A 14,702-nucleotide genomic window follows, 5' to 3' on the forward strand; every position below is an offset into this window, starting at 1 on the left:
GCGGATCTGGCTGGTTCATCCCACCGAATGTACCGACGGCCCCGCCACTTCCGTGTCATTCATCCGGTGTGGCCCCCTCATCCCACCCAGCCCAGATGGTCATGCGCCAGCGCATATCCGACAAAAGCGACCACGTCGATCACCGTGTGCGCGATGACCAACGGCCAGATGCGGGAGGTGACCTGGTAATACCGCCCGAAGATCACCCCCATCGCGATGTTGCCGATGCCCGCTCCGATGCCCTGGTAAAGGTGATATCCGCCGCGCAGCACCGCGCTCGCGGCCATCGAGGTGTTCTCGCCCACCCCGAGCTGGCGCAGCCGGGTGATGAAGTAGGCGACGACAACGATCTCCTCCGCGGCCGCGTTCCCGATCGCGAGCAGGATGTAGAGGGGCCATCGCCACCAGGCGCCGTCGGTCTCGGCGGGAATCAGGTGGGCGTTCATGCCGAGGGCGCGCGCCGCGGCGACCAACGCCAGTCCGGGCAGCCCGATCACCGCGGCCAGGACCAGCCCCGGGGAGATGTCGGGGGTGCGGATGCGGCCGAGTCCCACCCGGCGCAGGACGATCCCGCCGCGCCAGAGCAGGTAGGCGCCCAGCGCGGCGATGGCGTAGAGACGTGCGGCGCTCATCAGCTGACGGAGGAAGTCGATCACGCCGACCGACGAACGGCTCGGATTCAGCGCGACGGTCGCATTACCGACACCCACCGAAACCTGCAGTTCGATCAGCGACAAGATGGCCGACAGCGCGGAGAAACCGAAGGTCAGCACGCCGACGATGGCGAGTTCGATGATCAACGCCCGTCGCTGCACGCGATCGGTGACGACCGGGACGACGGTCTGTGCGGGCGGGCGGACCCAGGTCCGCGGGGTGGCGCGCATGTCGGTCAGGGTAGTGGGACGAATGTGTGCCGGTGGATCACCCCAGGAGGGGTTCGCGGTGATCCACCGGCACCACATCCGGAGTTCGCCTCATCGATCTCGGTGGCCAGCCCAACCATCGAGACCGGGGTGGAACTCCGTCGGGTGGTCAGTCGGGCAGGCTGTTCATGAACGGACAGCCCGCCAGGGAACGCAACGCCCGCGACAGCTCACTCACGTCGTTCACCGGGCGCGGAAAGGGAAGTCGGACGTCGGCGTCACCGTCGGAGCCCTCGACGCGGAAGCGGATGCCGAAGCGGTCCAGCCCGAGCGGGCGAACCCGGCCGTTGCGCAGGTCGCGGGGAAGCTTGCGGGCGAGTTGCCCGACGACGTCGGCGTGGTCGGAATCCAGGTGCGCGATCCAGTCGCCCTCGTACTCCCAGAACGGGTCCGGGTCGGCGAGGGCGAGCTCGGACGCCTGCACGCAGGCCGCGCCGGAGCTGCTCGCGACCACGGCGTTGTCGACCTGCAGTCGGATCATCGACCGGCCGTGGCCGATGTCGAGGAGTGCGCCGTCGGGGTGATCCGCGGCGATCTCGAGGGCCAGGTCGCGTTCCAGGTCACGCGGGACGGCGTGTGCGGTTCCGTTGAGCCAGACCAGTGACCGCACGCGTTCCCGCAGGTCGATCGGGGCGCAGTCGGTGATCTCAACCATCGCCGGGACCCCCTCGGGCGAGCCCGACGCGAGCTCGATGACCTCGGAATCGGTCGGCACCAGCAGGAACGCCTGGGATTCGAAGAGGTGGACCAGGCCCACCGTCGTCGGGCCACCGAGGTGTTCCGCATCGGATGCGGGGGTGCGACCGGCGACCTCGACGGCCAGCATCGCCGAGTCGGCGCGTCGGCAGGCCGTCGCGATCACCTCGGCATCCGACGGTCGGTCGGTGATGGCTCGTGTCATGGTCGGTCCTCACTCGGTCTGACGTGTGGCTACAAAGGTAACCCTAACCTAATTTGAGGCGGCGTCAACCGGCAAGGGTCGAAATACCTCTGAGTGAAATTCGCCCGGACCGATGAACGGCTAGGCTCTGGTCGTGACACAGTTCGCCTACTTCGGGCCGTCGGGGACGTTCACCGAGATGGCCCTCGATCGGTTCCTCGCCGACGCGGACCTGATGTCGGCACTACGCGGCGAGGGTGGGTCGCCCTCGGGGGAGCCGGGAGCGACGGGACCGGGGGCAATCGAGAAGGTCGTCGCACCGAGCCCGGTGGCGACCATCGACGCCGTCCGCTCCGGACGGGCGGAGTTCGCCTGCGTGCCCATCGAGAGTTCCCTCGAGGGTTCGGTGCCGGCGACGATGGATGCCCTCGTCCCCGTCGCGAGTGCGGTGATACCGCGGGTGCAGGTGTTCGCCGAGGTCCAGCTGGAGATCGCCTTCACCATCGCCGCCCGACCGGGCGTCGAGACCGGCGACGTGCGCACCATCGCCGCCTATCCGGTCGCCTCGGCGCAGGTACGCACCAGCGTCGCCCGGTTGTTCCCGGAGGCCGGGTTCGTCACCGCCACCTCGAATGCGGCCGCCGCACTCGACGCCGCGGCCGGCGTGACCGACGCGGCGGTCACCACGAGTCTGGCCGCCGCCTCGTCGGGGTTGGCCGTGCTGGCCGACGGGGTCTGTGACGCCACCGATGCACTCACCCGGTTCCTGCTGATCGGTCGGCCCGCGGCCCCGCTGCCGGCGTCCGGCGCCGACCGCACGTCGGTAATCCTCGAACTGTCCAACGAGCCCGGCAGCCTGATGGCCGCGATGAACGAATTCGCTTCGCGTGGAATCGATCTCACCCGAATTCAATCGCGTCCCCGGCGCGATCTGGACAACGGCACGACGATGCCGGGGCAGTATCGTTTCTTCCTCGACGCCGTCGGACACATCGATGACGCGGCCGTCGCGGAGGCCCTGCAGGCGCTCTACCGTCGGGCTGAACGCATCACCTACCTCGGATCGTGGGCGATGACCCGGCCCGGTGGCGCGCCACCACCCGATCTCCGCGCCGGAGCGCAGTGGCTCGAGCGCATCCGCAAGGGGCAGGACTGATGGCCCGGTTGCATCTGGTCCGCCACGGTGAGACCACATCCAACGTCATGCGCCGCCTCGACACCGCGCTGCCCGGTGCGGCACTGACGGATTTCGGTGTGCGGCAAGGTGTGCGATATGCGCTGGAAAGCGGGAGGCAAACACCGGCGGTGTTGGTGAGCTCGGTCGCGCGGCGCGCACAGCAGACCGCCGAGTTGATCGGCTCGGTGTGGGAGGTGGTGCCCGAGGTCGTCGAGGGAATCCACGAGGTGCAGGCCGGCGAACTCGAGGATCGCAGTGACGAGGAGGCGCACGGGGTGTTCCGGTCGGTCCTCGACGCCTGGTACGGAGGTGCACCGGACACCCGCATCCCCGGCGGGGAGTCCCTCGAGATGGTCTATGCGCGTTACCTTCCGGCGATCGACGTTCTCGCGCAACGGCATCTGAGCGGACCGGACGCCACCGACGTGGTGGTGGTCAGTCACGGTGCCGCCATCCGGCTGGTCGCCGCCCGCCTGGCGGGAATCGACGGAAAGTTTGCTGCCGCAACACATCTGCCCAACACTGGATCGGTGGAGCTGGAGTACCGGGACGGGCTGTGGATCTGCCATCGATGGGGTGCCACCCGCGCGCCGTTCGGGGATGTCGTCGACGAGCCGCTGGTGGTCGACGACAATCCGATGGGGTAGGAGTGCGGTCCGGCTCCGACCGGGCTGCGTCCCGCCGCTCAGGCGCGGCTGGGCAGAGGCGCCGCGGACAGGCGAGAGTCCGAAGGTGCGCTGGAGTTGCGCGATGTGGCGACGAACCTCATAGAGGTCGGCGGTGAGTTGATGCCGCTGAGGTGAGCGCGGTGACAGGTCGTCGAGTTCGGCCACCAGCGAGTCGGCCATCGCCTCGAACTCGTCGACGAAGATCGTCGCCTGTACCCGGGCGGCATGATCGGGTACAGGCTGCATGTCTGCGAATGTAACCCATTGTTCGTCGACAGGTGAGGCGGATCGAGAGCGAGGGTGACCCGACCTCACCCCCAGCCGTGGGCGTGCAGCCACTCGTCGTCGATGCCGAAGTGGTGGCCGATCTCGTGCACCACCGTGACCGCGACCTCGTGCACCACCTGCTCGCGGGTGTGGCACATCGCGAGGATCGGTTCCCGATAGATGGTGATCGTGTCGGGCAGGAACCCGCCGTAGTCATGGGTCCGTTGGGTCAGTGCCACACCGGAGTACAGCCCCAGGATGTGATCGGACTCGGGGTTGCGGGGTTCGATGAGAATGACGACGTTGCTCATCGCATCCGTCAATTCGCTCGGGATGGAGTCGAGCGCATCCCCCACGAGGATCTCGAAGTCCTCGTCGCGCATCGGTACGGGCATCGTGCGCCTTTCTCAGCCGGCCGGGGCGGGAGTCTCGACCGGATTGGGCGTCACGCCCGGCGGCAACGGAACCGGCGTCGGCAGCGCCCGTCCGGGAGGTGCCTGCGACGGCGCCACCGGCAGCTTGCCGTTGATCAGGACGGTGCCGCGCGCGTCCCCGACGAGCGTGGCGAATCCACCGCGATCGGGTAGACCCAGGTAGCACACCACCTTTCGGCTCCCCGACAGCCAACGCGGCTCACTGATCACCGACCACTGCACGTTCAGCGTGGTGGCGTCGAGTTTGGTCTTGCCGCCGACGAATCGTTCGGCTTGGGCGGGGCAGATGGTGGTCAGATACGCGTTCTGGTCCTTCACCGCCGGCCAAGGACGTCCGGAGTTCTTGTCGCCGAACCGTTGGGCGAGGTCGACGATGCCGGTGGTCTGGAAGGCGTGCGGTTCCGAGCAACTCACCGTCGTCGGCGGTACTGCGACCTGACGCGTCTCGGGGTTGATGCCGATGCAGGTGCCGGCCGCCCACTGGAACGACTGATCCTGATCGGCGACCTTCCCGGCGAACAGCTGCGGCGTGCCGTCGGCGCCGGTCACCTGCAGGCCGCAGCGCAGCTCGCGGGCACCCTTGACCCACTGATCCTGTGGCGGATACATGAGGCCGACGGAGAAACGGCCCTGCGGATCGAGCCGTCCGTCGAGGTAGCGGTTGACGATCACCGGGCACTGCTCGTCGCGGATCTGCCCGAAGCGCTCCGTCCCAGGCCAAGGCGCCGACTCGCCGAACTCCGAGCCGGGCAGGATCGCCGTGTTCAGCGCGCCGGCCACCTCGAAGCGGTGCTCCTCGGCGCACGGCACGTTCACCGGCTCACCGGGCTTGTTCTCCGGCCACGTCAGGCAATCCCCGGGACCCGACTGGGTGAAGGCGTTCTCCGCGAGACGTTCGCTCTCGCCGATGTCGGTGTCGCCGACGCTGCCGCGATCGTCGAAGGCGCCCATCGCCACCGCGATTCCACCGGCGACCAGCGCGCCCACCAGCACCGCGGCCAAACCGATCAGCACGATGTTGCGCTGCAGCCAACTCGACGATTCGGCGGGTTCAGCAGATTCGCCGGGTTCGTCGGAGTGCTGGTCGGTGGCGGGGACGAACTCGGTGGTGTCGGCGTCCGCGTGGCCCGAATCGACCGCCGACCAGGCCTGCCGGGTGCGTTCCGGGTCGTCGTCGACCGGGCGGAACTGGGTGGTCGGCCGATCGTCGGCGGCATCGTCGTGTGGCGGCGCGGCGTCTTGAACGTCGTCGACCGGTGCATCGTCGTCCCGAACGTCGTCGTCCCGAACGTCGTCGTCCCGAATGTCGTCGTCACGGTGGGCTTCGTCACTCATCGCCATCCATCATGCCTGGTGCGGCCCGCACGGCGAGCGTCGCCACGGCCCCGGAGTCCGCGCGCCTAGACTCGAGCCCGTGTCTGCGCACGCCGATGAGCCCGAAGGCCACGCCCCCGGACCTGACATCGACCCGGCCGTGATCGAGTTGGCGACCCGGCTCTTCGACCTCGCCCGGGCCGGTGCGACCGCCGAACTCGCCGCCTACCTCGACGCCGGTGCACCCCCGGACCTGCGCAATCGGTCCGGGGACTCGCTGCTCATGCTGGCCGCCTATCACGGGCACGCCGACACGGTGATGGCGCTCGCCGAGCGTGGCGCCGACGTCGACCTGGCCAACGATCGTGGTCAGACACCGCTCGCCGGGGCGGTGTTCAAGGGAGTCGACGACGTGGTCGCGGCACTCGTCGGGGCGGGCGCCGATCCCCGAGCGGGGGCACCCACCGCGCACGACACGGCGACGATGTTCGGCCGCGACGACTACCTGCGACTCTGGGACTCCTGATCAGCTCGCGTAAGGTTTTTTCTCGTGATCGACCTCAAGATTCTGCGTGAGAACCCCGACCGTGTTCGCGAGTCCCAGCGGGTCCGTGGCGAAGACCCCGGACTGGTCGACCAGCTGCTCTCCGCGGATGCGACGCGTCGGGCAGCGATCGTCGAGGCCGATGCGCTGCGTTCGGAGCAGAAGACCCTCGGCAAGCAGGTCGGCAAGGCGTCCGGCGACGAGAAGACGGCGTTGCTCGCCAAGGGCAAGGAACTCGCCGACCAGGTCAAGGCCGCGGTGGCGCGTCAGACCGAGGCCGACGAGGCGTCGAAGGCCGCGCACATCGCGATCTCCAACGTCGTCGAGGGGGCACCGCCCGGCGGCGAGGACGATTACGTCGTGCTTGAGCACGTCGGTGAGCCCCACCCGATCGAGAACCCGAAGGATCACCTCGAACTCGGCGAATCCCTCGGCCTGATTGACATGGAACGTGGCGCCAAGGTGTCCGGGTCGCGGTTCTACTTCCTGACCGGCTTCGGCGCGATGCTGCAGCTGGGGCTGCTGACGATGGCCGCACAGAAGGCCGCCGCCAACGGTTTCACCCTGATGATCCCGCCGGTGCTGGTGCGTCCGGAGGTGATGGGCGGCACGGGATTCCTCGGTGCGCATGCCGACGAGGTCTATCACCTCGACAAGGACGACGATCTTTACTTGGTCGGTACCTCCGAGGTGCCGCTGGCCGGCTACCACATGAACGAGATCATCGATCTCGCCGATGGGCCCAAGCGCTATGCCGGATGGTCGAGCTGCTTCCGCCGCGAGGCCGGTTCCTACGGCAAGGACACCCGCGGCATCCTGCGCGTGCACCAGTTCGACAAGGTCGAGGGTTTCATCTACTGCAAACCCGAGGAGGCGCAGGCCGAACACCAGAAGCTGCTCGGCTGGGAGAAGGAGATGCTCGCGGCGATCGACGTGCCGTATCGCGTCATCGACGTCGCCGGCGGTGACCTCGGATCGTCGGCGGCCCGCAAATTCGACTGCGAGGCCTGGGTGCCCACCCAGGACACCTATCGCGAGCTCACCTCGACGTCGAACTGCACGACCTTCCAGGCTCGTCGACTGTCCATCCGCTATCGCGACGAGACCGGCAAGCCTCAGGTCGCGGCCACACTGAACGGCACGCTGGCCACCACACGCTGGCTGGTCGCGATCCTGGAGAACCATCAGCAGCCCGACGGTTCGGTGGTACTGCCGCCGGAACTCGCGCGTTTCGTCGGCACCGAGGTGCTCACCCCCTCAATGTCGTGATGTGAGTTCGCGATGACCCTCGGAATCATCGTCGCGGTGATCGGCGCATTCGCCTTCGCCGCGGCGGCCGTACTCCAGGCGCTCGGCGCCGATCAGGTGGCCCAACGCGCGGCGATCCGTGAGGAACGCCGTGAGTCGAACAAGGCGCATCCGTCGTTGCGGTCGACGGCGGCGACGATGCTGACGGTCCCGTTCCTGATTGGGTTCATCTTCGACATCGTCGGTTTCATCGCGACCCTCGCCTCGGCGCGACTCATCCCGCTGTTCCTGTCGCAGACCATTATTTCCGCGCGCCTCGTCGCGACCGCGCTGCTCGCGATGGTGGTGCTGAAGGTCGGCCTGAGCACGCGCGACTGGATCGCCGGTGCGGTGGTGGTGTTCTCGTTGATCCTGCTGGCGGTGTCGGCGGGCCGGGAAGGCGCCGACGACATGTGGTGGATGCACTGGGCGGTGCTGGTGGCAGGTCTCGGACTGTTCGGTCTCGGACTGGTGGTGATGCGCACGATGCGTCGCCACATTGCCGCGGCGACCGGTCTGATCGCCGGTGCGGTGTTCGGAGTGATGGCGGTGGCGTCGCGAATCCTGGACGGTGTCAGCCCCTTTGAGCCGGGTGTGTTGTTCACTGACCCGGCGCTGTATGCGCTGCTGCTCAGCGGCATGGGTGGCTTCTACCTGTTCACCGTCGCCCTGCAGACGGGGTCGGTCAACGGCGCCGCGGCCGCCCTGGTGGTGGGGCAGACCGTTCTGCCCGGTGCGGTCGGACTGATCTTCCTCGGCGATCTGGTCCGCGACGGCTGGGGCCCGGCGGCGATCGTGGCCTTCGTCGCCTCCGTCCTGGGCGGTGTGGTGCTGGCGTCGTCGAGTGCGGTGACCGCGGTCGAGAAGGCCGACCTGACCAACCGGCCCGCGGGATACGGACACGGCTGACGCGCCGCGCCGGGGCCCGGTCGCTCCCGTCGTGACCGGTCATACTGACACTCATGGTGATCGGCATCGTCGCGGCGATCGTGGCCGCATGCGCCTACGGCACGGCGTCGGTGCTGCAGGCCAAGGGCGCCACGAGTGTCCCCGACGACACGAATGGCCACGGCGCGCCGAGCCTGCGGTCCACCATCGCGGCGATGCTCACCGCCACGTTCATCACCGGACTGGTCCTCGACGGACTGGGCTTCCTCGGCAATCTGTTCGCCGCGCGCACCGCGCCGCTGTTCCTCGTACAGCCCATCATCGCGGCCAATCTCGCGGTCACCGCGGTGCTCGCATCGATCGTCCTGCACATCGGTCTTCGGATGCGGGATCGTTGGGCGATCGTGGCGGTCGTGGTCGCGTTGGTGGTGCTCGGGGTGTCGGCCGGTGAGGAGGGACACGACAACACCGAATCCGGCCACTGGATGGTCCTGGGGATCGGACTGGGACTCCTCGTGGCCGGCCTCATCGGGATGCGGTTGCTCACCGGTCGCGTCGCGGTGATGGCGGGCCTGCTCGGCGGCACCCTGTTCGGTGTGATGGCGGTGGCCGTACGCCTTGTCGACGGACTCGATCCGTTCGACCTGCCGACGCTGCTGACCGACCCGGCCGCCTACGCCGTGGTGGCGTGCGGTCTCGGCGGCTTCTACCTGTTCACCATCGCGTTGCAGACCGGATCGGTGAGCGCGGCCGCCGCGTCGATCGTGGTCGGCGAGACCGTGATCCCCAGTGCCGTCGGCATTCTCTGGCTCGGCGACACCGTGCGATCGGGATGGGGGCCGATTGCCGTGACCGCCTTCGTCGTCGCGGTCGCCGGCGCCATGGTGGTGGCGACGTCGTCGGCGGTCACCGAGGTCGAGCAGGCCGAGAACGCCTGACGCTCACAGGTGTGAATCGACGCGGCGGGGAGATCAGGCGGGCAACGGATCCCGGATGATCGGGCAGGTCATGCAGTGCCCGCCGCCGCGTCCGCGGCCCAGTTCGGCACCGACGATGGTGATCACCTCGACGCCCTGCTTGCGCAGCAGGGCGTTGGTGTAGGTGTTGCGGTCATAGGCGAAGACGACGCCGGGCTCCACGGCCACCAGGTTGTTGCCGCTGTCCCACTGCTGGCGTTCCGAGGCGTAGGCGGTGCCGCCGGCCTCCACCACCCGCAGACCGTCGAGCCCGAGGGCCTTCTGTACCACCTTGAGGAAGTGGTCGGTCTCGGTGATGACCTCGACGCCGGGTTCGGCGTCGCTGGGCACCAGGGTGAACGGGCGGACCGCGTCGATGATGGTGGGGTATACCGATACCAGGTCGCGGTCGGCGAAGGTGAACACCGTGTCGAGGTGCATGGCCGACCGCAGTTTCGGCATCCCCGCCACCACCACCTTCTCGGCGGCGCCCGCGGCGAACAGGTCGCGGGCCACCTGGGTGACCGCCTGGCGGGAGGTGCGTTCACTCATGCCGATCAGCACCACGCCGTTGCCCGGCACCAGCACGTCTCCGCCTTCGATGGTTGCTGCGCCCCAGGACTTTTCCGGATCGCCCCACCACACCGCCGAGCCGACGAAGTCGGGGTGGAACTGATAGATGGCCTTCATCAACAGTGTTTCAGCATGGCGCGCAGGCCAATACAACGGATTCAGGGTGAGGCCGCCGTAGATCCAGCAGGTGGTGTCGCGGGTGTAGAGGGTGTTGGGCAGCGGCGGCATCAGGTACTCGCCGCGTCCGGTGGCCTCGTCGACCAGATCGATGTAGCGGGGGCGCAGTTCGGTGGGCAGGTCCACCGTGGACAATCCGCCGATCAGGAACTTCGTGAGGTCACGTGTGCTGATGTCGTCGAGGAATTCGCGGGTGGCGCCGACGAGCCCAATGCCGGTCTCGTTGGCGACGATCTTGCGGTCGAGCAGCCACGTGCGTGCCTCGGGAATGTCCATCGTCTCGGTGAGGACGTTGTGCAGCTCGACGACGTCGACGCCGCGGTCACGCATCTTGGTGACGAAGTCGAAGTGATCGCGTTTGGCGTTCTGCACCCAGAGCACGTCGTCGAAGAGGAGTTCGTCGGAGTTGGTGGGGGTCAGTCGTTCGTGCGCGAGTCCTGGGGAGCACACCAGAACCTTGTGCAGTTTCCCGACCTCGGAATGAACCCCGTACTTCGCTGATGGTGCAGTCATTGCGTCCGTCCTGTCTCGATGATGTGTGCCTGTCCGATGAGGTGGTGGCCGTTCGGTCGGAGGTCAATCCGGTTGTCCGGCTTCGGGATATTCGACGTAGTTGGAGTGCCGCTCCTGTTCGGGATGGTCGTAGATGTCCTCGGCTCCGGTGGCGAGGTAGATGACACCGCCGATCGCACCCACCAGGAATACGCCGAAGATCGCGGCCTCGAATCGCCGGAAGACGGGCAGCTTCTGCTCGCGCCGGGCGATGACGTAGAGGATTGTGCCGAGGGCGAACAGGATGCAGGACAACAAGAGTTTGTCGATTCCGGCTGCCCACAGCAGGAAAACGGTGTAGATCACCGCGACGACGGCGATCGTCATGTCGGTGCCTCTGCCGCGGCTGCCTTCGGAACCCGGTTCGCCGTCGTAGGTTTCGCGGGTGAGCGTGAGTTTGAGCATGTAGGCGGCGGCGAGCAGATACGGAAGCAGTGCCAACGCCGAGGTCAGATCCAGCATGAAGTCCAGGGCGTCGTCGACGAACAGGATGATGATCAGCAGGATCTGCACCAGGCCGGTCGCGAAGATCAGTGCCGGGACCGGGGCGTCGGCCTTGTTGGTGCGCGAGAGGAACTTCGGCATGTCCGCGGTGCGGGCGGGGATATAGAGGATCTCGGCTGCCATCAGTGTCCAGGCGAGGTAGGCGCCGAGCACCGAGAGGATCACGCCGATGCGGATGAACACCGAACCCCACTCGCCGACAAGCAATTCCAGTACCGATGCCATCGACGGCTGGTCGACCTCGGCGAGTTGGCCCTGCGGCATCGCGCCGTAGGAGACCAGGGTGACCAGGGCGAAGACACCGAGCACGCCAAGGAAGCCGAAAACCGTTGCCCTGCCCACATCCTCACGCTTCTTGGCGAACCGCGAGTACATGCTGGCGCCCTCGATGCCGAGGAAGACGAACACCGTGATGAGCATGGTGCCCTTGACCTGCTCCCACAGCGAGCCGGAGTCGATCCCGTTTCCGCCCCAGAAGTTGTCGGAGAAGTATCCGGCGTCGAACATGACAAGTGCGAGCACGATGAAGACGATGATCGGCACGACCTTGGCGATGGTGGCGATGCGATTGATGATGGCCGCCTGCTGGACGCCGCGACTGATCAGGAAGCAGAACAACCAGAGTCCGACGGAGGAGAGTACGACGGCCAGCAGCGTCGACCCGTCTCCCAGTGCCGGGAACAGGGCGCTGGTGGTCGCCATGATCAGCACCCAGTAGGACGTGTTGCCCGCACAGGCCGAGGCCCAGAAACCGAAGGCGGAGCTGAATCCGACGTAGTCACCGAAGCCGTCCTTGGCGTAGGCGAAGATTCCGGCGTCCAGCGCCGGCTTGCGCACGGCAAGTCGCTGGAAGACGAAGGCCAACATCAGCATTCCGGTGCCGGCGATCGCCCAGGCGATGATGGCGCCGAGGTGCCGAAACGCCTCGGCAACAGGAATACTCCCGATCCGACCATGGAGCCGACGACCATGGCGGTCAGGGTGGCGAGATTGACCTTGCCGGTGGTGGTTGCCGGGTCGGTGTCCGACGTCGGAGATGCCATGAATGATCCTCCTGCGCTGCGATGCCGTAATGGGGATCGAATATCGGCGAACCGATGATGCACGAGGCTCATTCTGCACGTCGCGCGAGGGCGCCGATGTCGAGTTGTTTGTCCACATTTCGGGGGTCAAGGATGCGAAGGCGAACCGATAACCCCAGGTCACGGGCGTGACCGCGATTCCTATCGGCCAGCGTACACCCATCGTTCATCACGCCTTCGTTTTCGGCATTTCTACCGACCACCGACATCGAGGCGCTCGACGAACTCGAATCACTACGTGTGTCCGACATCGTCGTGCCGGCCGGTGCCCGGGTGTTCGACCGGGACGTCACCGTCGACGATGCGGATGATCCGGAGCGGGCGCTCGGTGCCCAGCCCCGATGGCGTCGGGAGGGGATCGTCGGTCTGATCGGCGAGGCGATCACCAACTCGGCCAAACACTCCGGGACGGATCAGGTCGCGGTCCACTTTGATCGCCGATTCCGACGGAGCACGTTGTGCGACAACGGAACCGGAATGTTCGACGCCGATACCCTGCGAGATCGCTTGGCGCCGAGAGCACTCGACGCCATGGCCGATGTGGAGGTCGAGCCCGCGCGCAGCAGGGGACGACGGTCACCCTGACGGTTCCGGCGCTGCAGTCCGTCGACGAACGTAGCGTGCTGACCACCGCGGCGGCCGAGATACCGCTGATGCTCATCGAGTTCCTGACGGTGGCTTCGATCGCCACCGCCCTCGGACCGGAATGGTCGCCGGCGGCGTAGGTTTGGTCCCGGCGGCTCTTTCGGGTGACCCTGTTCGGGGGTCACATGGTGTGACCCCCGAACCTCTCACGACCTCTCAGCCGTCGAGGTGCTTGGCGCGCAGCTCATGTCCCTTGGACGTGAGGCAGCGGCCGGTCGGCAGATCCCACTGCCAGCCGTGCAGGTTGCAGGTCAGCTTCTCGCCCTCGATCACCCCGAACTTGCTCAGGTCGGCCTTGAGGTGCGGGCAGCGGCGCTGAATCTGCCAGCCGTCCTTGGTGATCGACGCCGAATCGTCGTGCGCCTCGGAGAACCAGCCGTCCGCGTAGGCAATGCGTTCGTCGGTGAGGCACTTGAAGAAGGTGTAGAGGTACTCGTTGTATCCGCCGATGCGCCAGGTGGTGAAGCGCGTCGACAGGAAGATGGTGTTGACCCAGTCCGGTTCGTCGTCGCGCAGGACGGTGCGCACGATCTCCGGGGAGATCCGGAAACCGTAGCGGTACTTGCCCTCTCCCTCCTTCGGCTCGCGAACGATGCGATTGGGGAAGTCCAGGACGACGGTCTCCTCGCCCATCACCAGACCGACCGGGTAGCCGATGCCGTCGCAGATCAGGTCGGAGGCGGCCATGATCGGCTCGAAGAGTTCCTTGAGCGGCGGCAGCAGCGGATCGCCCTCGGCCGACGCCCAGCCGGCCTTCTCCGCGGCGATCACCGGGGCGAACTTCTCCTTCATCCGCTCCAGATAGGCCTGCTTGTTCTCGCCGAAAACATCGTGCGGCGCATAGGGATGCGTGACGTCGTCGAGAACATCACCGGTGAAGTTCGCGACCGAACCGGACACCATCATCAGCCCACGATGCTTCACGCCGTCGTCGGTGCCGTGGATCCGCATCTGCTCCAGGAAGGTCTCCTGATCGGGGAAGATCGAGGTGACATCGCCGGGGCGTTCGTTGTCCGAACCCTCGATCCCCGAACCGAAGTCGTTGAGCGAGAACAGGTCCTCGTCGAGGAACATCGGCGGACCGGCCGACGGCACCACCCAGGTGGCGCCGACCTGCTCGATGTAGGACCGGGCCCGATCCATGCCCCGCTGACGCTTCTGTGCGGCGAAGTTCGCCTTGGACCGGCGGGGGATGTCGTAGACCATCGGATACCAGATGGCGCCCGAGTACTGCAGCAGATGCACGTCGACCCGACCGAACTGCTCGTCGATGACGTCGAGGTCGATGGGGCGGGCGTCGTTCATGTTGAACGCCACGGTCTCGCCGTCGTCGACGATGAGACCGGAGTCGCCGATCGGGCCGTCGGCGGGGGCACGCAACGCGATGATCATGACATCGAGGGAGCCCTTGGGGCCGGTGACCGTCGTCTTCTCCGAGTCGGTGGTCTCCACGAACTTGGTGAAACCGAGCTTCTCGAGTTCCCGCTTCAGATCCGGCACCGGGTAGTCGGGCAACAGCACCGTCGCGTCCTTGCTGACGTTGTCCCGCAGGTTCTGCTCGTCGAAGTGATCGCGGTGCAGATGCGAGACGTAGAGGTAATCGCACTGGCCGAGGGCCTTCCAGTCCAGCTCGGAATTGTCCGGGAACGGGATCCACGAGGCGAAATACGCCGGATTGGTCCAGGGATCGCAGAGGATCGACCCGGCCGAGGTCTGGATGTGGAATCCGGCATGGCCGATGCTGGTGATCTGCACGTGGGGCCTTTCTGCTTCGCATGCGCGGGGCTGCGCGCCTGTCGCTTCGACATACCAATCTAACGAGCCCGGCGTG

General features: G+C 66.9%; 13 protein-coding genes and 1 pseudogene. 7 read left to right on the top strand and 7 right to left on the bottom strand.

Annotated features, from left to right (window positions below):
- Positions 1-77: 77 nt before the first annotated feature.
- A complete protein-coding gene (locus ACWDPV_RS08415; RefSeq protein WP_449742564.1) occupies positions 78-884 on the bottom strand; it encodes a CPBP family intramembrane glutamic endopeptidase in 807 nt (268 codons plus the stop codon).
- A gap of 148 nt (positions 885-1,032) precedes the next feature.
- A complete protein-coding gene (locus ACWDPV_RS08420) occupies positions 1,033-1,824 on the bottom strand; it encodes a DUF2470 domain-containing protein (protein WP_449742565.1) in 792 nt (263 codons plus the stop codon).
- Between the two features lie 133 nt (positions 1,825-1,957).
- On the opposite strand from ACWDPV_RS08420, the gene pheA reads away from it, so the two are divergent.
- The gene (pheA, locus tag ACWDPV_RS08425) at positions 1,958-2,959 is read left to right on the top strand and encodes a prephenate dehydratase (RefSeq protein WP_449742566.1); all 1,002 of its coding nucleotides are present in this window, start codon (positions 1,958-1,960) and stop codon (positions 2,957-2,959) included.
- Positions 2,959-3,627, top strand: a complete 669-nt coding sequence (locus ACWDPV_RS08430; RefSeq protein WP_449742567.1) for a histidine phosphatase family protein — start codon at positions 2,959-2,961, stop codon at positions 3,625-3,627. Before pheA ends, ACWDPV_RS08430 begins: the two co-directional genes overlap by 1 nt.
- A gap of 332 nt (positions 3,628-3,959) precedes the next feature.
- Here ACWDPV_RS08430 and ACWDPV_RS08435 read toward each other — a convergent pair whose 3' ends face one another.
- Together ACWDPV_RS08435 and ACWDPV_RS08440 are read right to left on the bottom strand one after the other, a co-directional pair.
- Positions 3,960-4,310, bottom strand: a complete 351-nt coding sequence (locus ACWDPV_RS08435) for a metallopeptidase family protein (protein ID WP_449742568.1) — start codon at positions 4,308-4,310, stop codon at positions 3,960-3,962.
- 12 nt (positions 4,311-4,322) lie between these two features.
- Entirely contained in the window at positions 4,323-5,684 is a 1,362-nt protein-coding gene (locus tag ACWDPV_RS08440; protein ID WP_449742569.1) for a septum formation family protein, read from the bottom strand.
- Positions 5,685-5,763: 79 nt separating this feature from the next.
- Between ACWDPV_RS08440 and ACWDPV_RS08445 the strand changes: the two genes are divergently transcribed.
- From ACWDPV_RS08445 to ACWDPV_RS08460, 4 genes are read left to right on the top strand one after another with little or no spacing between them, the layout of a single operon-like run.
- Positions 5,764-6,189, top strand: coding sequence for an ankyrin repeat domain-containing protein (locus tag ACWDPV_RS08445; protein ID WP_449742570.1), 426 nt, complete (start codon positions 5,764-5,766; stop codon positions 6,187-6,189).
- 24 nt (positions 6,190-6,213) lie between these two features.
- A complete protein-coding gene (gene serS / locus ACWDPV_RS08450) occupies positions 6,214-7,476 on the top strand; it encodes a serine--tRNA ligase (protein WP_449742571.1) in 1,263 nt (420 codons plus the stop codon).
- A gap of 12 nt (positions 7,477-7,488) precedes the next feature.
- Positions 7,489-8,403, top strand: a complete 915-nt coding sequence (locus ACWDPV_RS08455) for an EamA/RhaT family transporter (RefSeq protein ID WP_348807135.1) — start codon at positions 7,489-7,491, stop codon at positions 8,401-8,403.
- Positions 8,404-8,456: 53 nt separating this feature from the next.
- Positions 8,457-9,320: a DMT family transporter gene (locus tag ACWDPV_RS08460; protein ID WP_449742572.1), complete on the top strand. Its 864-nt coding sequence runs from the start codon at positions 8,457-8,459 to the stop codon at positions 9,318-9,320.
- Positions 9,321-9,353: 33 nt separating this feature from the next.
- Here ACWDPV_RS08460 and ACWDPV_RS08465 read toward each other — a convergent pair whose 3' ends face one another.
- Together ACWDPV_RS08465 and ACWDPV_RS08470 are read right to left on the bottom strand one after the other, a co-directional pair.
- A complete protein-coding gene (locus ACWDPV_RS08465; protein ID WP_449742573.1) occupies positions 9,354-10,601 on the bottom strand; it encodes an arginine deiminase in 1,248 nt (415 codons plus the stop codon).
- A gap of 63 nt (positions 10,602-10,664) precedes the next feature.
- A pseudogene (locus ACWDPV_RS08470) lies at positions 10,665-12,187 on the bottom strand (basic amino acid/polyamine antiporter).
- 279 nt (positions 12,188-12,466) lie between these two features.
- On the opposite strand from ACWDPV_RS08470, the gene ACWDPV_RS08475 reads away from it, so the two are divergent.
- Complete coding sequence (locus ACWDPV_RS08475; RefSeq protein ID WP_449742574.1) at positions 12,467-12,811, top strand: hypothetical protein; 345 nt, start codon at positions 12,467-12,469, stop codon at positions 12,809-12,811.
- Positions 12,812-13,027: 216 nt separating this feature from the next.
- On the opposite strand, the gene ACWDPV_RS08480 is transcribed toward ACWDPV_RS08475, so the two are convergent.
- Positions 13,028-14,626 carry a Rieske 2Fe-2S domain-containing protein gene (locus ACWDPV_RS08480; RefSeq protein WP_348809347.1) on the bottom strand — a complete coding sequence of 533 codons (1,599 nt, stop codon included), beginning with the start codon at positions 14,624-14,626 and terminating at the stop codon, positions 13,028-13,030.
- Positions 14,627-14,702: the final 76 nt, after the last annotated feature.

Source organism: Gordonia sp. NPDC003504 (assembly GCF_053587995.1).